17 protein-coding genes are annotated in these 19,971 nt (G+C 35.0%); 10 read left to right on the top strand and 7 right to left on the bottom strand.

From position 1 onward, the window contains the following. The first annotated feature begins 135 nt into the window (after positions 1-135). Positions 136-1,206, top strand: a complete 1,071-nt coding sequence (locus OZP11_RS16760; RefSeq protein ID WP_281231699.1) for a glycosyltransferase — start codon at positions 136-138, stop codon at positions 1,204-1,206. Positions 1,207-1,208: 2 nt separating this feature from the next. Here OZP11_RS16760 and OZP11_RS16755 read toward each other — a convergent pair whose 3' ends face one another. From OZP11_RS16755 to OZP11_RS16745, 3 genes are all read right to left on the bottom strand, one after another. Next, entirely contained in the window at positions 1,209-2,507 is a 1,299-nt protein-coding gene (locus OZP11_RS16755) for a porin (RefSeq protein WP_281231698.1), read from the bottom strand. A 163-nt stretch (positions 2,508-2,670) separates the two neighbouring features. Beyond that, positions 2,671-3,759, bottom strand: coding sequence for a sensor histidine kinase (locus OZP11_RS16750; RefSeq protein ID WP_281231697.1), 1,089 nt, complete (start codon positions 3,757-3,759; stop codon positions 2,671-2,673). A 217-nt stretch (positions 3,760-3,976) separates the two neighbouring features. Beyond that, positions 3,977-4,660, bottom strand: coding sequence for a response regulator transcription factor (locus tag OZP11_RS16745; RefSeq protein ID WP_012022635.1), 684 nt, complete (start codon positions 4,658-4,660; stop codon positions 3,977-3,979). Positions 4,661-4,893: 233 nt separating this feature from the next. On the opposite strand from OZP11_RS16745, the gene OZP11_RS16740 reads away from it, so the two are divergent. The 5 genes from OZP11_RS16740 to OZP11_RS16720 all read left to right on the top strand — a co-directional run bounded on the left by OZP11_RS16740 (position 4,894) and on the right by OZP11_RS16720 (position 12,479). Further along, positions 4,894-7,644: a TonB-dependent receptor gene (locus OZP11_RS16740; protein ID WP_281231696.1), complete on the top strand. Its 2,751-nt coding sequence runs from the start codon at positions 4,894-4,896 to the stop codon at positions 7,642-7,644. A 139-nt stretch (positions 7,645-7,783) separates the two neighbouring features. After that, the gene (locus OZP11_RS16735) at positions 7,784-8,980 is read left to right on the top strand and encodes a hypothetical protein (protein WP_281231695.1); all 1,197 of its coding nucleotides are present in this window, start codon (positions 7,784-7,786) and stop codon (positions 8,978-8,980) included. Positions 8,981-9,186: 206 nt separating this feature from the next. Continuing rightward, entirely contained in the window at positions 9,187-9,525 is a 339-nt protein-coding gene (locus OZP11_RS16730; protein ID WP_281231694.1) for a T9SS type A sorting domain-containing protein, read from the top strand. Between the two features lie 122 nt (positions 9,526-9,647). Then, positions 9,648-10,628, top strand: coding sequence for a LuxE/PaaK family acyltransferase (locus OZP11_RS16725; RefSeq protein WP_281235541.1), 981 nt, complete (start codon positions 9,648-9,650; stop codon positions 10,626-10,628). 150 nt (positions 10,629-10,778) lie between these two features. Further along, positions 10,779-12,479 carry a T9SS type A sorting domain-containing protein gene (locus OZP11_RS16720; protein WP_281231693.1) on the top strand — a complete coding sequence of 567 codons (1,701 nt, stop codon included), beginning with the start codon at positions 10,779-10,781 and terminating at the stop codon, positions 12,477-12,479. Positions 12,480-12,550: 71 nt separating this feature from the next. On the opposite strand, the gene tyrS is transcribed toward OZP11_RS16720, so the two are convergent. After that, entirely contained in the window at positions 12,551-13,846 is a 1,296-nt protein-coding gene (gene tyrS / locus OZP11_RS16715; RefSeq protein WP_281231692.1) for a tyrosine--tRNA ligase, read from the bottom strand. Between the two features lie 175 nt (positions 13,847-14,021). On the opposite strand from tyrS, the gene OZP11_RS16710 reads away from it, so the two are divergent. Next, complete coding sequence (locus OZP11_RS16710; protein WP_281231691.1) at positions 14,022-15,023, top strand: NAD-dependent epimerase/dehydratase family protein; 1,002 nt, start codon at positions 14,022-14,024, stop codon at positions 15,021-15,023. 1 nt (position 15,024) lies between these two features. Here OZP11_RS16710 and OZP11_RS16705 read toward each other — a convergent pair whose 3' ends face one another. Genes OZP11_RS16705 through OZP11_RS16695 form a run of 3 tightly spaced genes read right to left on the bottom strand, consistent with a single transcriptional unit; the run spans position 15,025 to position 17,604 of the window. Then, positions 15,025-15,519: a DUF4296 domain-containing protein gene (locus OZP11_RS16705; protein ID WP_281231690.1), complete on the bottom strand. Its 495-nt coding sequence runs from the start codon at positions 15,517-15,519 to the stop codon at positions 15,025-15,027. A gap of 9 nt (positions 15,520-15,528) precedes the next feature. Next, a complete protein-coding gene (locus OZP11_RS16700) occupies positions 15,529-16,869 on the bottom strand; it encodes a dihydroorotase (RefSeq protein WP_281231689.1) in 1,341 nt (446 codons plus the stop codon). A gap of 9 nt (positions 16,870-16,878) precedes the next feature. Beyond that, positions 16,879-17,604: a polyprenol monophosphomannose synthase gene (locus tag OZP11_RS16695; RefSeq protein ID WP_281231688.1), complete on the bottom strand. Its 726-nt coding sequence runs from the start codon at positions 17,602-17,604 to the stop codon at positions 16,879-16,881. Positions 17,605-17,711: 107 nt separating this feature from the next. Here OZP11_RS16695 and OZP11_RS16690 point away from each other — a divergent pair, with 107 nt between their 5' ends. From OZP11_RS16690 to OZP11_RS16680, 3 genes are all read left to right on the top strand, one after another. Beyond that, on the top strand, positions 17,712-18,401 hold the full coding sequence (locus tag OZP11_RS16690) for a DUF4271 domain-containing protein (RefSeq protein ID WP_281231687.1): 690 nt from the start codon (positions 17,712-17,714) through the stop codon (positions 18,399-18,401). 14 nt (positions 18,402-18,415) lie between these two features. Continuing rightward, positions 18,416-19,165, top strand: coding sequence for a uroporphyrinogen-III synthase (locus OZP11_RS16685; RefSeq protein ID WP_281231686.1), 750 nt, complete (start codon positions 18,416-18,418; stop codon positions 19,163-19,165). Between the two features lie 233 nt (positions 19,166-19,398). Next, positions 19,399-19,869, top strand: coding sequence for an Lrp/AsnC family transcriptional regulator (locus OZP11_RS16680; protein WP_008465121.1), 471 nt, complete (start codon positions 19,399-19,401; stop codon positions 19,867-19,869). Positions 19,870-19,971 lie beyond the last annotated feature (102 nt).

The raw sequence follows: 19,971 nt of genomic DNA, 5'->3' as shown, positions 1-19,971 counted from the left end.
ACTGACTTTTCTACATTGATTTTAACGAAAAACAAAGCCTTAGAGCGTATTCAGAGTTAATAATTTAGTAATATGTTCGAAATAACATAAAAAGCATATTTCTTTATCTTCGTTTTTTTAAAAGCGTTAAAAACTATGAGCATTGACTATTCTGCTAACAAAACTATTTTAGTTGCTCCATTAAATTGGGGGCTAGGCCATGCCACAAGATGTATTCCTATAATTAAGGCGCTTCAAGAAAACAATTTTATTCCTATTATTGCTTCTGATGGTGTTGCGCTGGCTTTATTAAAAAAGGAATTTCCGTATATTCAGACATTAGAATTACCTTCTTATCATATTGAATATGCCAAGAATGGCAAAAACTTTAAATGGAAGCTTATTAAAAATCTTCCTAAAATGATCACGGCCATTCTGGACGAGAAAAAAATGGTGAATTCGTGGATCAAAAAACACGGAATTGACGGCATAATTTCGGATAACAGACTGGGAGTGTTCAGCAAGAAAGTGCCTTCTGTATTTATGACGCATCAGTTGAATGTCATGACGGGTAATACCACCTGGTTTACCAGTAAATGTCATCAATATTTTATAAAAAAATACAATCAGTGCTGGGTTCCTGATACTGACGGAGAGGTTAATCTTACCGGTAATCTGGGACATCTTAAAACCAATGAACTGAATCTGAAGTATATTGGTCCTTTGAGCAGAATGAAGAAAAAGGAAACGCCAATAGTATATGATTTAATGATTATTCTTTCCGGTCCTGAACCGCAACGTACTTTCCTGGATGAAAAACTACAAAAAGAAGCTGCCAGGTTTAATGGTAAAGTCGTTTTTGTACAGGGAATTGTAGAAAAAACACAGGAAAAATGGCAGGCTGGAAATGTTACGTATTATAATTTCATGAACTCCAAACAATTGGAGCAGACTTTTAACGAAAGTGAATTTGTACTCTGCCGTTCCGGTTATACCACAGTTATGGATTTGGCCAAACTGGGCAAAAAAGCATTTTTTATACCAACTCCGGGACAATATGAACAGGAATATCTGGCGATAAAACTTCAGGAAGAGAACCTTGTACCTTACGCAATGCAAGACGACTTTACGATTGATGATTTATCAAAAGTAAAGTCGTTTCAAGGATTATCCCAATTTGAAAACACAATCGACTGGGATTCATTATTTACTGTATTTGAAGACTAATCTTAGAAATTAAACTGCGCCTGAAGTCTCAGTAAATTTCCCTGTTGTCTGTTTACCGGAAGCGCGCTGTCTTCAAAAGTCCTGTCGGCAATTACATATTCTGCAGTCAATTCAAAAGCTTTGATTGGCTGCCATTCGATACCAAATTCGTAGTCTCTTACGACATAACTTCTGGCATCTTTTTCATATTTTTTCCCTCCGTCATAATATTGAAATTTGGCAAAAGGATAAATAATCTGCTTTTTAATATCCCATTTGTAGTTTAACAAAACGTAACCACCGTTTAAGTCAGTTTCGTCAACACGGTTTGTCAGCGTATTGTATCGCGGTCCTGTACCAATGTTATATTCTGTCTGGATCCCGAATGGTCTTGGGTATAAAACAAAGGTTGCTCCTACGCGCTGGTCTTTTACATACTGTGAGTCATTGACTTGTACGCCTGATGAGATTTCTCCCGTAAAAGCCCATTTTCCGGTATAAGCCTGAATTCCGGGCTCGATGATCTGGCTTCCTATAACAAAAGGGTACGTAACTCTGGCTACTACATTTAAGTCTCGGTTTCCGTCTAATTTATTGGCAATTTGCCCGTTATAAACTCCAAAAGCAAAAACTCCAAAATCACCAGAACCTTTGAATCCGTCTTTTACTAACATTTCAAAACGTTTTCTAATTTCGGCCGGTGCCCAGTAAAAAAACAAACCTAAATCACGCTCGTTTAATATCGCACTATTCATGGCATCATTACGGTCTAAAGCCAGACGCTGCCCGCTAGACTGCATGTTTTCAAAACCATACGGAATTTTACTCTGTCCCACACGAAGGCGGTATTCTTTTTTCTTATCAAAAGAAAGATCAAAATACAAGTCGCGAATCTGTACAAAGTTTTGAACTCCTGTACTTGGAGAACTGGCAAAATCGGGCTGGAAGTAGAAGAATACGTTTGGGTGAACCTGTCCCGAAAATATTAAACGTGCACGACGGATAAATAATCCATTATTTGCCTTCGCATCCGGTGCTGTCGAAGTGGTTCCCCAGGATTTATCACATTGCTCGCAGGAAACTTTATCATTTGTAGAAAACAAACCGTTGTATCGAATCTGCCCATAACCTCTAAGCGAAATCCTGTCGTACCAATGTTCTTCTACATTACTTACTCCAGAATTGGTATCTGGAAATTTTGCTTTATTAATAGAATCTAAAATACGCATTACTTCGTTTTTTACATCCTGTTTATTTAATTCCTGCGCATTTAAAGCGGCAGTACTAAGTATTAAAACGGCTAATATTAATCTTTTTATCATTCTTTCTCGAATTCCCTTAATTTCAGGATGCAAAGATGTACCACCTATGTTAATAAATCATTAACAAGATGTTACTATAATAAAAATTTAATGTTACGGACAAAATCCGTAAGTTGATTTATTGTTAAAAGCACCTGTTTTCAGCCTTATAGCAAAAAGCAGGTTACGATTTTTTAACTTCGGGTTTTTGAATTTTATAGGCTTTTTCGAGTGTAAAAGAGAACTCTGACCCTATTCCGAATTCACTTTCTACATATACTTTCTCTTTATGTGCTTCGATAATATGCTTTACAATTGCCAGACCAAGACCGGAACCTCCTTCTGAACGTGTACCGCTTTTATCAACTCTGTAAAAACGCTCAAAAAGTCTCGGGATATTTTGTTTTTCAACCCCTTCTCCGTTATCGCTAATACGTATTAAGACTTTTTTCTTGGTAAGGTTTACTACGCCTACTTCTGTTAAACCGCCTTCTTTTCCGTATTTAATAGAATTTACAACCAGGTTTTCCAATACCTGCTGGATTCTGTCCTGATCACCACGTACAATAACCGATTGTACATTTTTGCTTTCAAAGGCCAGTCTGATTTTCTTTTTATCGGCTTTCATTTCCAATAAATCAAAAACGTTCTGAATCAGCTCCACGATATCAAAGTCAGTCATTACTAAATCCAAATCACCAGATTCGAGTTTCGTAATCATATCAAGATCTTCTACTATATATATAAGACGCTCTACTCCTTTTTCGGCACGCTTTAAATATTTTTTTCGGATGTGTTTATCATCCATTGCACCATCAAGCAAAGTCGAAACATACCCCTGAACGGTAAACAGCGGTGTTTTTAATTCGTGCGAAACGTTTCCGAGAAACTCTCTTCTATACTGCTCACGAATTTCGAGCATCTCGATTTCCAGTTTTTTATCGGTGGCAAACTTTTTCACTTCGCGCGAAAGCGTTTCCATATCCGTATTTATAGGCTGATTGATAAGGGTTGTAGATTCTAAAAGCGAAACCTCATCGTAAATTTTCTTTACTCGTCTGTATATAAATCGTTCTACACGGTACTGTAAAACCAAAAACGAGAATATATAAATGATAATTATGAAAACTATTCCAAATGCTATTTGATGTTTCAGTTCCTGAGCCTTATAAAACAAAGACAATAACATCAGCACAAATCCAGTTGCGAACAGACTGATATACAATGCCGACTTGATCGCAAATTTGTATGTTTTTTTAAAATTAATTTTCATGAAATATCTAAAATAATAAAACCGTTAAGAATTTATTCCTGACTATACCGTGATATAAGTCTGTTTAAAAATAACTCTTTTTGGCAATAAATAATAATTTTGAAAAGCCCATCTTTATCAAAGTTCTGAACTTTGACAAAAATGAGCTTTTTTATAAAATTAAGCACTATAAATTAAATGAACTTATTTACTATATGTTCAAAATTTACGGAACGCTTTAAACTTCAAATTTGTAACCAACTCCTTTTATGGTTTTAAAAAGGTCTTCTCCTATTTTTTCGCGTAGTTTTCTGATATGAACATCAATTGTTCTTCCTCCTACTACAACTTCATTACCCCATACTTTATCAAGGATTTCGTCTCTTTTAAAAACTTTACCCGGTTTTGAAGCTAACAAATAAAATAATTCGAATTCTTTTCTTGGAAGTGCAATTTCTACATTGCCTTTTATGATCTTATATTCTTCGCGGTTAATCTCGATTCCGCCAACATTTATAGTATCTGTAACGACTTCCTGTTCTTTTAACCTTCTTAACAAAGCCTTTACTTTGGATACCAATAATTTTGGTTTTATTGGTTTGGTAATATAGTCATCAGCACCAGCGTCAAAACCAGCTACTTGCGAATAATCCTCGCTTCTCGCTGTAAGGAATGTTATGATAACATTATTTAGTTCAGGAATTTTTCTAATGTGTTCACAAGCTTCCATTCCATCCATTTCTGCCATCATCACGTCCATAATAATTAATTCCGGTAATTCCTTCTGAGCCTTTGCTATAGCATCTTTTCCATTAGAAGCTGTAACAATCTGGTAGCCTTCCTGAGCAAGGTTATAGCCAACGATCTCTAAGATATCCGGTTCGTCGTCAACTAATAAAATCTTAGTTTGTGTTTTTTTCATAAATAGCAAAAATTGAGATTTTTACATCAAATATTCTGAATTATTTATCCGATGTTTTTTATTTCACGGGGTAAATATAGTAACAAATGAACCTTTAAAAATTAGTGTTAACGGTAATTTAATCTCGTAACAATTTGATAATCTTAACAACACAAAAACATAACAAGTACGTAACATGGACTTCACAGCGCGGTTCTTTCTTTGCACAAAAATAAATTAAACACAACACACTAATGAAATTCAAATTAAGATTTCTATTTATTGCATTATTTATTTGTACGATTTCGATCGCGCAAAACAAAGGTACAATTTCTGGCGTTTTAACCGACAAGGAAATGAACAACGACCCGCTGCCTTTTGCAAATGTTTTAGTTAAAGGTACGAACATTAGCGTAAATACCGACGTTGACGGGAAATATTCTTTAAGTGTAAATCCGGGAAACTATACTTTGATTTTTAGCTTTTTAGGATATGAATCTAAAGAAGCTCCGGTTACCGTAAAAGCAAACGAAACTGTGGTAGTCAACCAGGGACTGTCTTCAGGGAGTTTTACTTTAAAAGATGTAGTGGTAAAATCATCTGCTGTTAATAAACAAAAAGAATCAGCATTATTATTGGAACAAAAAAATGCGGTTGACATCAAACAATCTATTGGTGCGCAGGAATTATCAAGAAAAGGTGTTGGCGACGTAGCTGCTGCTGTAGCTAAAACATCGGGAGTTTCTAAACAGGAAGGAAGCAACAACGTTTTTGTAAGAGGATTAGGCGACCGTTACAACTCTACTTCGATGAACGGATTACCGGTTCCATCGAATGACCCGCAAAAAAAGAACATTGCGCTTGATCTTTTTTCTACTGACATTGTAGAATACATTTCTATTGACAAATCATACAGCTCAAAAATGTATGGTGATTTTGCAGGAGGAAATGTAGATATCGTATCTAAAGATTACCGTGGAAACGGGATGTTTGAAATCTCATTAGGATCTAAAGTTAACACAAATGCTGTACAAAATGCCGGCAACTTTATATTGCAGCAAGGTCCTAACAAAACCGGTTTTGTTTCTTATGGAGTTCCTAACAACCCATTAACAGGTTATAATTTTGAAAACAGTTTAAATCCAAAAAAAGAAGCTCCATTTGGAGGAAACTTCAACCTAAAAGCAGGTAAAACTTTCAACATTGGCGAAGAAGGAAAACTAAGTCTTTTTGCTACTGCAGGTTTTGGAAATGGCTACGAGTTTAGAGAAGGACTAACCAGAAGCGTAAATGCTCAGGATGCATCATTAAAATCTTTCCAACAAGAAAAATTCACTTATAACACAAACACTACCGGAATGTTCAACGCTAATTATCGTTTGAACAAGAACCACAAAATCGGCTATAACTTTTTGTTCGTTAATTCATCTGAACAAACTATGGATACTTATTATGGAAGTGATCGTGATTTTGATAATGCAGACGGGAACCTATACATTCAAAGAGGAACATTCATGCAAAATACCGTTTATATCAATCAACTTTTAGGAAATGACAAATTAACTGATAAAATTGATTTGGACTGGGGTCTTTCATACAACACTGTAAAAGGTAATATGCCAGACAGAATACAAAACAAAATGTTCCACGATCCTACAACAAATATTTATACAATTGCTCAAAGAACTGCCACCGATAACCAAAGGTATTTCCAGGATCTTACAGAAAATGAAACTGCTGCTAATCTAGCCTTTAGTTACAAACTGGGAGATAAAGAAAGCGGTGAGTCTAAAGGAAAAATAACAGCCGGTTATAATGGTAGATTTAAAAAACGTGAATTCGAGGCGATTCAGTTTAACTTTAGCGTAAGTCAGACTGGACAAAATACAAGTGTAGATCCAAATAATTTAGATGCATTTTTTAATCAGACAAATTACAGTAACGGTTTATTCACAATTTCTGCTTTTGCAGGAATGACTCCGCAAACTTACGAAGGTGAGCAAAATATACACGCAGGATTTGGTAATATCGAATATAAATTCTCTGACAAATTAAGCTCTGTCCTTGGAGTTAGATATGAAAGAATTTCTCAAACAGTTAACTGGAGAACACAGTTTGATGCAGAAGGAGGAACAAATACTTTCGAGAGAAATGAATTTTTACCAAGTATTATCTTAAAATATGCATTAAACGAAAAACAAAATCTTCGTTTTGCGGGTAGTAAAACCTATACACTGCCACAATTTAAAGAACGTGCTTTGTTCATTTATGAAGATGTAATGGAATCTGTAATTGGTAATCCAAGTTTATACCCTTCACAAAATTACAATGTTGACTTAAAATGGGAGATGTTCCCAAAAAGCGATGAGTTATTCTCTGTTACTGCTTTCGGAAAGTATATTTTAGACCCTATTAACCAAATCATTGTTGCCTCTGCTACAAATGATATTTCTTTTGTGAATATTGGAGATACAGGTTATGCTTATGGAGTTGAATTGGAAGCAAGAAAAAATATTTTCGAAATTGAAGGAGAATACACTAACAAATTATCTTTCGGGTTTAATGCTTCTTTAATGAAAACACATCAAGATCTTGATCGTGATAAAGTGAGCACTGAAACAAAAGGACAACTAGCTATTAACACTACAGACACCAGTTCTGGTTTTACAGGAGCTTCTGATTTGATCTTGAATACTGACCTATCGTACACTAAAAACTTTAGAAACGATTCTGGAATTATGGCAACATTAGCTTATAACCATTATTCTGACAAACTTTATGCTATTGGAAACGAAGGGAAAGGGAATTTAGTAGATAAAGCGATGGGATCTTTAGATCTTATCTTTAAAACTAAACTCAACAAAAACTTTGGAATTGATTTTGGCGCAAGAAACCTTTTAAATCCAGAATTTAAAAGAGTTCAGGAAAATGCCGGAGGAGACGTTCTAGTATTTAACTATAAAAAAGGAATGACGTTTGGATTGGGAATGAATTACCAATTTTAATATCAACAACAAAATAACCAGTTAGCATTTACTTAACATACGATTAAGGAATATATAACAAATAGATTACAACAGCTTAACTTTCATTCAGACTTAAGTTCTAACCTTTGCATAAACACAAACTAATTAAAAATAAGTAATGAAAAAAACAATTTCAACAATTTTAGGCTTAGCAGCATTATCGCTTGTAACACTTACAACTTCTTGTTCAAGCGACAACAATGATGACAATAAAGGGGGTGATTCTGCTTTTGTTGTAACCAGAGACAATCTTAAAGGAGAGATTGGTTCAGGTGAGGTTATCTTAGAATCTGGAACTTACAAACTTACTGGTAAGTTAATCGTTAAAAATGGTGCAAAACTTACAATTAAAGCTGGAGTAATCATTGAAGCTACTAAATTAGGAGCAAATCAATTTGAAGCTGTAAGATATATTGCAGTTGCACAAGGAGGAAAAATCGATGTTCAAGGAACTCCAACCAGCCCGGTTGTTATGACTTCTGAAGAAAAAATACCAGCTGCTTGGGGAGGATTAGTACTTTGCGGAAAAGCACCAATCAACAAAAACATAGGTAGTACTGCTACTGCTGAAGTTTCTGATTTAGCATACGGAGGAACTGATGCTAATGATAATTCTGGATCAATCAAATATTTAAGAATTGAATACCCTGGTTACTCTTATAGTACTGAAAAAGAATTCAACGGTCTTTCATTCTTCGGAGTTGGAAAAGCAACTGTTGTTGATTATGTACAAGTTTACGAAAGCTCTGATGACGGATTCGAATGGTTTGGTGGAACTGTAAATGCATCTCACTTAGTAGTTTCTAATAAACACGCAGAAAAAGTTGGTGATGATTTATTCGACTGGACTGAAGGATGGAGTGGAACAGGTGAAAACTTCTACGGAATCAGAACTAATGCTGGTAACAGAGGGATCGAAGCAGATAACAACTCAAACAATCACTTAGCTGCACCAATTTCTTTCCCAACTATCAAAAACCTTACTCTAATTGGAGCTGGAGTTAATGATACAAGTAAAGAATCTCAAGCTTTCAAATTAAGAGTTGGTACTAAAGGTAAATTTGACAACGTTGTAATAAAAGGCTGGAAAACTGGATTTGATGTTGAGCACAACGAAACTATCGGATATGCTGGAACTGACTTGTTAGCAACTAACGTGAAATTCGAAGATGTTGATGTAAAATCTGTAGGAAAAACTACAGCAGGAGGAGAGGCTGATGTAACTAAAGTATTTACAGAAAACGCAGATGCTACTGGAGCTGGAAACGGATCAGGAGTTCCAACTTGGACTGCTGGATGGACAACAGGTCTATAATTAAAACACATAATACTCAAAAAACACTCTAATTTTATTAGGGTGTTTTTTTTGTTTAATATCTGCGGTTTTACCCGAAATCGTTACGTTTCGTTGTAATAACTTCACCAACAAAATGTTAAAAACGTCCTAAATCTTAGTGATGTTTTTTTTTGGCTTAGTTTTTGTCATTTTTTTTGTATATTTACAATATCCAAATATACGCGATGGCAAAAAACTACTTTTATATTACATTCATATTGGCTTTTTTCTTTTCTGTTAGCGTTTCGGCGCAGGACAGTAAGCAATTACCAAAACCTCAAGACAATACGACTATTGAGGGACTCAGCTTATACCCTAACCCGGTTATTAACGGTAAAGTATATATTTCATCTAAAAATGATTTAGAAAAAGAAGTTGTAGTATTTGATATCCTAGGAAAAAAAGTACTGCAGGCCCATATGACCACAAAAGAACTTAACGTCTCAGATTTAGTTCCCGGCGTTTATATTATACGAATAAGCGAGCAGAATGCCACGGCAACACGAAAACTCATTATTCGATAACCTTTAAAAAAAAGCTCCGTCTGGAGCTTTTTTTATTCTACAGTTTTCAGCCGCAGTTACAGAACTGAGACTGAAAAATGCGACTGAAAACTAAAAAACAATATCTTTGCACAAAAAAAGTTTTGATTACAGCCAGCGATATATTTACCATTTCGAGTCAGAAACAATTTGAGAAAACAGCTTTAAAAGTTTTTCGTTTTCAGCACGAGAATAATGTTGTATATCGTGATTTCTGCGACTTCCTAAAAGTCAATCCGCAACAGGTAAAATCTCTGCAGCACATCCCATTTTTACCCATTCAGTTTTTTAAGAGCCATAATGTAGTTTCAAATTCAGATCCTGCTCAGGTCACTTTTACCAGCAGCGGTACAACGGGAATGATTACAAGCCGTCATTTAGTAACTGATGTTTCGCTTTATGAAGAAAGTTACCAAAAAGGATTTTCGCAGTTTTACGGCAATATCGAAGATTATGTCGTTTTAGCCCTTCTGCCGTCTTATTTAGAACGCGAGGGATCTTCGCTTATTTATATGGTCGAAGATTTAATAAAACTATCCAATCAGCCTGAAAGCGGGTTTTATTTACACAATCACGACGATTTAATTAAAAAACTTACTGAATTAGACGAATCCGGACAAAATGTAATTTTAATTGGTGTTACTTACGCTTTATTAGATTTAATCGAAAAACATCAGTTCAACCTTCAAAACACCATCATTATGGAAACTGGAGGAATGAAAGGAAAACGCAAGGAAATGATTCGCGAAGAATTGCACGAGATACTATGTAAAGGCTTTGGCGTTTCTTCTATTCACTCAGAATACGGAATGACCGAACTTTTAGCCCAGGCTTATTCCTTAGGCGAAGGTGTTTTCGAATGTCCGTCATGGATGCACATTCTCGTTCGCGATCCCGAAGATGCTTTAACGTATATTCAGGACGGGAAAACCGGCGGCATCAATGTTATTGATTTGGCTAATATCAATTCCTGTTCATTTATTGCAACTCAGGATTTAGGCAAAAAAAATCCCAACAATTCTTTTGAGGTATTAGGACGTTTTGATAATTCCGATATTCGCGGCTGTAACTTGATGGTACTATAAACAATTCTTTTTTTGTTCCTTTGACCCTCTCTTCTATTTTACATAATTAGTAAGAATATACACAATTTATTAACTTATAGTTAATATAAGAAAAATACTGCTTTTGTATTTTAAAATTACTTTTAACCAACTAATTTTAAATATATAAGTATGAAAAAAATTACATTATTAATGTTTATTCTTTTAAGCATTACAGGATGGTCTCAGGGCCTTCAAGGTTACAAATTTCACATTTTGCAGGATTTAGGTACAAATATTGAAATAGCTATATCTGCAGGATGTGCCGAAAGTGTTACGATAGGTCCAAATAGAGATGTGAATCTTTGGCAAAATACCAAATTAGAAGTTGGAAGAGTTTACAAATCTGAGATAATCAAAGGAACAGGCGCCAGATATTACAGAGTATTATATGCTACTGACTCTTATCAAGATAGAGGAGGTGATATAGACGACCCCGCTCCTTTTGAGTTGATTCCGGATTTATGTAATTCTTTATCATGGAAATACATCAGGCCAATTTTATTAGGCTCAACTATTCAGGAAGCTCAAAGCAACTTCTGCTCTAATTTAACTGCTAACACTCTTAGAGATAGGGTAAATATTAAAACAGAAAAGCCTTTAAACATGGGGGATGTCTATTACATGGACTATGGAAAAGGCGCTAATTATTATTTAATTACTGCAGCCGATATAGAAAGAGGAGACAGCGAATATCAATTAGATCCAACAGGCGGTAATGCTGTATATTCCCCTGCTACATTCAGCTGCCAAAAACCGGATTTACAAGCTGCATCTGTAGCTCCGTACGATTATAACACTTTATACCGCGGAACGAAAAAAACTGCAACCTATACCATTCGAAATATCGGTTCAAATATTCAAAGCAGCACAACGACTGTTACATTTTATCTTTCGAGATCCCGAAACTTTATAGCCGGCGGAGATGATATTCAAATTGGTACTGAAACAATAGCACCAGTAAGTGCTAATGGAAGTTATACAGGAAGTAAAGTTTTAACTATTCCAAATACTGTAGAAAGCCGCAAATATTATTTAAATATGAGATTATCTAATTCTGAAGATTTCAATGTATATAATAATGTTGTTTCATCTGCAGGAAAAGTAACGGTGGTTGGAACAACTGATCCAAATGCCCCAACGAATCCGACAAACCCGACAAATCCAACGAATCCAACAAACCCAACAGGAAAACCGGATTTAATTATCGATCCTAACAATACGGTTGTTTTTAGTGACTGTTTTGACTGTCCAGCAGGATTAAGTGACTTACAAGGAAGAAGACACAGGATAAACAATCAATCAGGGATGCTGAGAATAGCAACACTGGCAGCCAAAAACATCGGAAACGGGGTTTCTACAAGAACAGATGTTAGATTTTATTTATCAAATAACACCACGTTGGATACAGCCGATTTAAAATCAAACGGTACGACTATATCCGTAAATGCTATTAATCCGGGAGAAACTTCTTTTATACCGGGTGCTACCATTTTTTCTTCTGATTTTAGCAACAGCGGTGCTTCTTTTAATGGAAACTGGAATATCCTTATGGTTATCGACGATTCAAAAACCAATGCAGAATCAAACGAGAATAACAATGTAACGGTTATTCCTGTGACTTTTTACAGCCCTTTTGGAAAAATAGCACCTGAAGCAGCGACTGAGAAAACAGCAGAACCTTATACTATAAATGTTTACAATTTTGAAGGACAAAAAGTTCTAACCAAAGAAGTTAAATCTATAGAAGAAGAAAACAGATCTTTAAATTCATTAAAAAGCGGTATCTACATTATTAAATCTAAAAATGAGACCCGAAAAGTTCTTAAATAAGAACATCTATTAAATAGAAAAGCATCCTTATTCAGGATGCTTTTTTTATTGTATTTAAATTATGAAGCGAATTAAACCACTCGAATCACAAAATAATTCTTTTTACCGCTTTGTAATAACACAAACTGATTATTAATTAAATCATTTGCAGTTAAAACAAAATCTTCTTTGATTTTTTCTCTGTTTACAGAAATTGAATTGGCTGTTAAAGCTCTTCTGGCTTCACCGTTTGATTTAAAAAAACCTGTTTTTTCATTTAAAACAGTCACAATATCCAATCCGTTTTCTAAATCAGCTTTTGCAATTTCAGCTTGAGGCACTCCGTCGAAAACTTCCAAGAAAGTCGCTTCGTCTAATTGTTTTAAATCTTCGGCAGTTGAGTTTCCGAATAAGATATTAGAAGCCTGAATTGCTTTTTCTAATTCTTCCTTGCTATGAACGAAAATCGTAATTTCTTCTGCTAATTTCTTTTGAAGGATTCTTAAATGCGGTGCTGTCTGGTGCTCAGCAATTAAGGAGTCAATCGTTTCTTTATCTAAGAAAGTAAAGATTTTGATGTATTTTTCTGCATCGGCATCTGTAGCATTTACCCAAAACTGGTAAAATTTGTAAACCGAAGTTTTATCAGCATCTAACCAAACATTTCCACCTTCAGATTTTCCAAACTTAGATCCGTCAGCTTTTGTAATTAATGGTGTTGTAAGCGCAAATGCTTTTGCATTCTCGCCTCCCATTCTGCGCACTAATTCTGTACCCGTAGTGATATTTCCCCATTGATCAGAACCTCCCATTTGCAGAAGGCAGTTGTTATTTTTATATAAGTGATAAAAATCGTATCCCTGAATTAACTGATACGTAAATTCTGTAAACGACATTCCCTCACCTTCTCCGCTAAATCTCTTTTTAACAGAATCCTTAGCCATCATATAATTTACCGTGATACGTTTTCCAACCTCACGTGCAAAATCAATAAACGAGAATTCTTTCATCCAATCGTAGTTATTTACCATAATTGGAGCATTTGCTTCATTCGAATTAAAGTCTAAGAAACTAGACAGGACACTTTTGATTCCCGCAACGTTTTTAGCCAGCGTTTCTTCGTTCAGCAGGTTTCTTTCATCAGATTTACCGGATGGATCACCAATCATTCCGGTTGCACCTCCAACCAAAGCAATTGGCTGATGCCCGAAATTCTTTAAATGTACCAGTAAAATAATCTGAACCATGCTGCCTATGTGCAGTGAATCTGCCGTTGGATCAAAACCAATATAGGCCGATGTTACCTCTTTTAGCAATTGTTCTTCCGTTCCTGGCATGCTATCATGGTACAAACCGCGCCATTTTAATTCTTCAACTAGATTCTTCATTTTTTAAAATATTTTGCGCAAATATAATCAATGACAATGGCAATATCAAAAAGCAATGTACAATATCAATAACAAAAGGTAATAACAACATTAATTTCAAAAAAATCAATAAAAACTTTGTCCCTTTGAACCTCTGGATCTTTGCACCTTTAACCAAAAAACTTATCTTTACAAAATGGTATTAGTAACAGGAGGAACTGGTTTAGTGGGCGCGCATTTATTGCTTCATTTAATTGAAAATGGAGAAAATGTCCGGGCAATTTACCGCAGCCAGAATAACATTCAGAAAACAAAATCGGTTTTTGAATTGTACAAAAAAGCAGATTTATTTGAAAAAATAGAATGGCTTGAAGCCGATATTCTTGACATTCCTTCCTTAGAAACTGCTTTTACCGGCATTGATTATGTGTACCACTGCGCTGCTTTAATTTCATTTGACCCGAAAGATGAAGAAGAACTTCGAAAAACCAACATTGAAGGAACAGCCAATATCGTCAATTTTGCTATTGCAAGAGAGGTAAAAAAATTCTGCTTCGTTAGTTCAATTGCTGCACTTGGCGATTTAGCCGCACACGAAACGCATATTACAGAAGAAACCGACTGGAATCCGGAAAAGCCGCACAGCGATTATGCCATTTCTAAATATGGCTCCGAGATGGAAGTCTGGCGTGGACATCAGGAAGGTCTGGATGTACTTATTGTAAATCCGGGTGTTATTCTAGGGCCAATTCCTAAAAACAAAGATAAACAGCAGGGAAGTGCAGAATTGTATAATAAAGTTGCGAATGGACTTTCGTTTTACACCCTTGGAAGCACCGGTTTTATTTCGATTGATGATGTTGTCAAAACAACCTACCAATTAATGAAAAGCAACATTAAAAATGAACGTTTTACCTTAATTGCTGACAATATTGTTTTCAGAGATATTCTAAACACCATAGCCGAAGCTTTAAATGTAAAAAAACCTCATATTCATGCAAAACCTTTCTTAATGAATTTACTCTGGATGGCAGACGGCATTTTTTCGACTTTATTTTTCCAGAAAAGAAGCCTTACCAGAGCAACTGCAAAAGCTTCATATTCTAAAAATTTATATTCAAACGAAAAAATAAAAACCGCCTTAGGAGCGGTTTTTCAGGATGTTCATCAGTATATTAAAGACGTTTCAAAACTGTAATTTATTTACTGTTCTTACGATTTATAATCATTTGTCGTCGTATCGAATCAATGTTTATTTTATTTCCAGGTTTTTTAACTGAATCTTTTGGAGTTGCTGCTTTTGGTTTATCTTTCTTATCTTTCGCAGCTTTCTTTGCTTTTTTCTCTTCAAGCGTTACAATAGAATCTGTATCTCTCTGATTTTTGGCCAGCCTTTTCCCTACTTCATCAAACAATTCTTTGTAGTTCTCATAATCTGCTGCATAATACTTATTATTCTCTGCAAACTGAAGGCTGTCTATTTTATATTTCTTTAAAATAAATTTGGTTGGATCTGTTTCTGTCGAATCCAGTTTTTGCTGATGCTGGTATTTCATTGCCTCCAAAAGAGACAAATCATACATAATATCAACCATTTTATCTTTCTCGATAAGTTTTGCCGGCTGTTTTACCACTTCTTCTTTACAACTTACAAAAAGAAATAAAACCAATAATAGTATCAAAAAATTCTTCATTTGGACTTTTTATCTGTCAAAAAATAATCGCTTTCCTGCTCGGCTGTCTTTCACCTTAAAGTTGTTGTAAACCAATTCTCCGTTTACAAAAGTATGCGTAATTCTCGATTTGAAAGTAGTGCCTTCAAACGGAGACCAGCCGCATTTGTATAAAATATTATCTGAGTTTACGCTCCACGGCAGACTTGGGTTCACAATTACCAAATCGGCAAAATAGCCTTCTTTAATAAATCCTCTTTTTTCAATTTTAAAAATCTTAGCCGGATTGTGGCACATTTTCTCTACAATTTTCTCCACGCTGATTTTTCCCTGATGATGCGCCTCGAACATTGCCACAACTGCATGCTGTACCAGCGGCCCTCCAGAAGGTGCTTTCAAGTACGATTGTTGTTTTTCTTCTTTGGTATGCGGTGCATGATCTGTTGCAATAACATCGATACGTCCGTCATTTAAAGCTTCCCAAAGCGCTTTACGATCTGCTGCGGTTTTTACAGCTGGATTCCATTTTATGAAATTCCCTTTTGTTTTATAATCTTCATCTGTAAACCAAAGATGGTGTACGCAAACCTCAGCCGTGATTTTTTTATCTTCTAACGGAATTTTATTCGTAAATAATTCCATTTCTTTCGCTGTCGAAAGGTGAAAAATATGAAGTCTCGCTCCTGTCTTTTTCGCCAGCGCAACTGCTTTTGAAGAAGAAAGATAACAAGCCTCGGAACTTCTGATTAAGTTGTGCGCCGTTACCGGAATATCTTCTCCGTATTTCTCTTTAAATTCGGCTAAATTATTCTGGATCGTAGTTTCATCTTCACAATGCACGGCAATTAACATTGGCGTACTTGAAAAAATTCGTTCTAAAGTTGCCTCATTATCAACCAGCATATTTCCGGTAGAAGAACCAAGGAAAATCTTGATTCCGGCAACATTCTTTGGATTCGTTTTTAAAACTTCTTCCAGATTATCATTGGTTGCTCCCATCATAAACGAATAGTTCGCAAATGATTTTTGAGAAGCAATTTGATATTTATCTTCTAGTATTTCCTGAGTCACCGCATTTGGAACCGTGTTGGGCTGTTCGATAAAAGAAGTAATTCCTCCTGCAACGGCAGCTCTCGATTCTGATTCTATATCGCCTTTGTGGGTTAATCCTGGTTCTCTAAAATGAACCTGATCATCAATTGCACCCGGCATTAAATAATTTCCTTCGGCATCAATTACAATACAATCTGATGTTTTTAGACTTATGCTGTCTGAAACTTCAACAATCAGATCGTTTTCTATCAGGACATCTCCTTCAAAAATAGTTCCTTCGTTTACTATTTTGGCATTTTTTATTAAAATCCTATTCATTGTCTTCTTTTATAATGAATTGACTAATTTCTTTAATCGAAGCGTTATTACACCCAGAATTGCTTCTTTAATAATAGCATTGCTCATTTTTGAAACCCCTTTTGTTCTGTCCGTAAAAATGATCGGAACTTCTTTAATTTCAAATTTAGCGCAATAGGTTCTGTATTTCATTTCTATCTGAAACGCATATCCTACAAATTTAATTTTGTTGAGATTGATTTTTTCTAAAACCTCTCTTTTATAGCAGACAAAACCCGCGGTTGCATCGTGAATTTTCATTCCGGTAATAAACTTAACATATACCGAAGCAAAATACGACATTAAAACGCGGCTCAAAGGCCAGTTTACCACATTTACGCCTTTTACATAACGTGAACCGATTGCCAGATCAGCACCTCCAAAATGGCAGGCGTCATATAATTTTTCAAGATCGCTTGGATTATGCGAAAAGTCAGCATCCATTTCAAAAATGAAATCGTATTTGCGTTCCAGCGCCCATTTGAATCCATGAACGTAAGCGGTTCCTAATCCTGCTTTTTTTGCTCTTTTTTCTAAAAACAGCCTTCCTTCAAATTCTTCCTGCAAGGCGATTACTTTATCTGCCGTATGATCGGGAGAATTGTCATCGATTATTAAAAGATGAAAAGGTTTGTGCTGCGAAAGTACTGCTCTTATTATACTTTCTATGTTTTCTATTTCGTTATAAGTAGGAATTATGACAATACTATCACTCATTTTTTTCTCGGTAATTTCATCGCAAAAGTAAACTTTTTATAGCATTCGGTTCATAATAAATACATAATAAAACTATTGATACAAAAAATTACTAATTTTGTGACACTATGATTGAACATCTTAATCCACGAATAATCGAAAACAAAGACTGGGCAACAGCTTTGTTTGTCCTGACGTTTGCCGTTGTGGCCATGACCAAATCAGCTTATGAAACTCGTTTTACCGAATTCAGCAAGCTTATTTTCTCAGATAAATATGCTAAAATTTACCGCGACAACAGCCACATGAAAAGCAGTTTTACGGTTGGTTTATTTTTTGTTCAGGTAATTTCGTTTGCTTTTTTTATTCAGCTTACGATGAGTATATTTTCAGCAAATTCAAAAACGGCAGATGTAATTTCTAAAACAGACTGGATTTTGTTTATTCAGATTGCGACTTTCCTTCTTTATTTTATTCTTGCTAAATATTTAATTGAAAAAATTGTAGCAGTTTCTTTCAACATCGAGGAATTTGTGGAGCTTTTTAACTTGCAAAAAGTTACTTACAGAACGTACATTGGCGTTTTAATCCTTCCAATCAACGCAATTTTGTTTTATTACAATAATATTCCAACGATTGTACCCCTTGCAATCATTGGTATTTCACTGTGTATCAGCCTGTATTCTTATTTTATTTCAATTAAAACATATCAAAACGCAATTATCGGCAAGTTATTTTATTTTATTTTGTATCTTTGCGCTCTTGAAATAGCCCCTTATTATTTTCTTTATTACTGGATTACAAAAGGGAGTGCTTAGAAAATGTTTATAATATGAAAGTGAAAACAATTTTGGTGTCACAGCCTGAACCTAAAGTGGAGAATTCTCCTTACTTTGAGCTCCAACAAAAACACAAAATAAAAATTGATTTCAGACCATTTATTCATGTGGAAGGGGTTAGCGCAAAAGAGATTCGATTACAAAAAATCGATCTTAATCATTACACTGCGATCATTTTAACAAGTCGAAATGCTGTAGATCATTTTTTTAGAGTGGCCGATGAAATGCGTTACAAAGTTCCTGAAGGATTGAAATATTTTTGTCAGTCAGAAGCAGTTGCATTTTACCTGCAAAAGTATGTTGTGTACAGAAAACGTAAAATTTACGTTGGAGCAAAAGATTTTGCAGACTTATCTCCTCTAATTAAAAAGTACAAAGACGAGAAATTTTTGTTACCAGCATCAGATCAATTAAATGCAGATGCTCCTGTAACATTAAACGGTCTTAAAGTAGATTGGGCACAAGCTATTTTTTACAGAACTGTAATGAGTGACTTATCTGATCTTGCAGATGTTTATTACGATGTTTTGGCATTTTTTAGTCCAACCGGAATTAAATCATTGTTTAAAAACTTCCCAGACTTCAAACAAAACAACACCAGAATAGCTGTTTTTGGAAGCACAACTCAAAAAGAGGCATTAGATCACGGTTTACGAATCGACATTCTTGCCCCAACTCCTGAGACACCTTCTATGACAATGGCTTTAGAAAAATATATTGCCGAGGCAAATAAAGGGAAATAAATTTCCCAGAATATACAATTTTAAAATTCCAAATTCCAAACTAATCACTTGGGATTTGGAATTTTTTCTTTTACAGCAATCTCAACTACGTCTCCAAAAGCCGAAATACTGAGCTATGTTTTCTTAAAATATCGAAATTAAAAATTTTGGAGTTTCGATTTGCAATTGATTTTAACTACATTTGATTTCTATTCTCAACCCAAATCACAAAAAACAGTTTCAAATTGTAAGTTATGAAAATCAACTCCCTTTTAATTGAAATTGACGGTATCGACAAAGAAATTCTTCGATACCTGATGGACGATGCCCGAAAACCTATACTTCAGATTGCCAATAAAATTGGAATCTCCGGAGCAGCCATTCACCAGCGTTTAAAAAAACTGGAACAATCCGGTGTAATCTCAGGATCAAAGTTTACGGTTAACCCAAAAGTTTTAGGTTATAACACAATGGCTTTTGTTGGTGTTTATCTTGACAAAGCTTCACGAAACTCAGAAGCCGTAAAAGAATTACGCAAAATCCCCGAAGTTTTGGAATGTCATTACACTACAGGAAACTGGTCAGTTTTAATTAAAATTATCTGTCGGGACAACGAACACCTGATGCAGCTTTTAAATACAAAAATACAGGCAATTGAAGGTGTCTCCAGAACCGAAACTTTTATTTCGCTGGATCAACAGATCGACAGGCAGATACAGTTGTAAATTAGATAATGCGGCAATTTGATAATTAGATAATTTCAAAAACTACCTAAAAACAAAACCCGACTGGTTTTAAAAAACCAATCGGGTTTACTATAAATTATC

This window comes from Flavobacterium gelatinilyticum (genome assembly GCF_027111295.1).
Classification (GTDB): Bacteria; Bacteroidota; Bacteroidia; order Flavobacteriales; family Flavobacteriaceae; genus Flavobacterium; species Flavobacterium gelatinilyticum.
The sequence above is the reverse complement of the archived record's forward strand: the minus strand, read 5'-3'. Positions and strand labels throughout refer to the sequence as shown.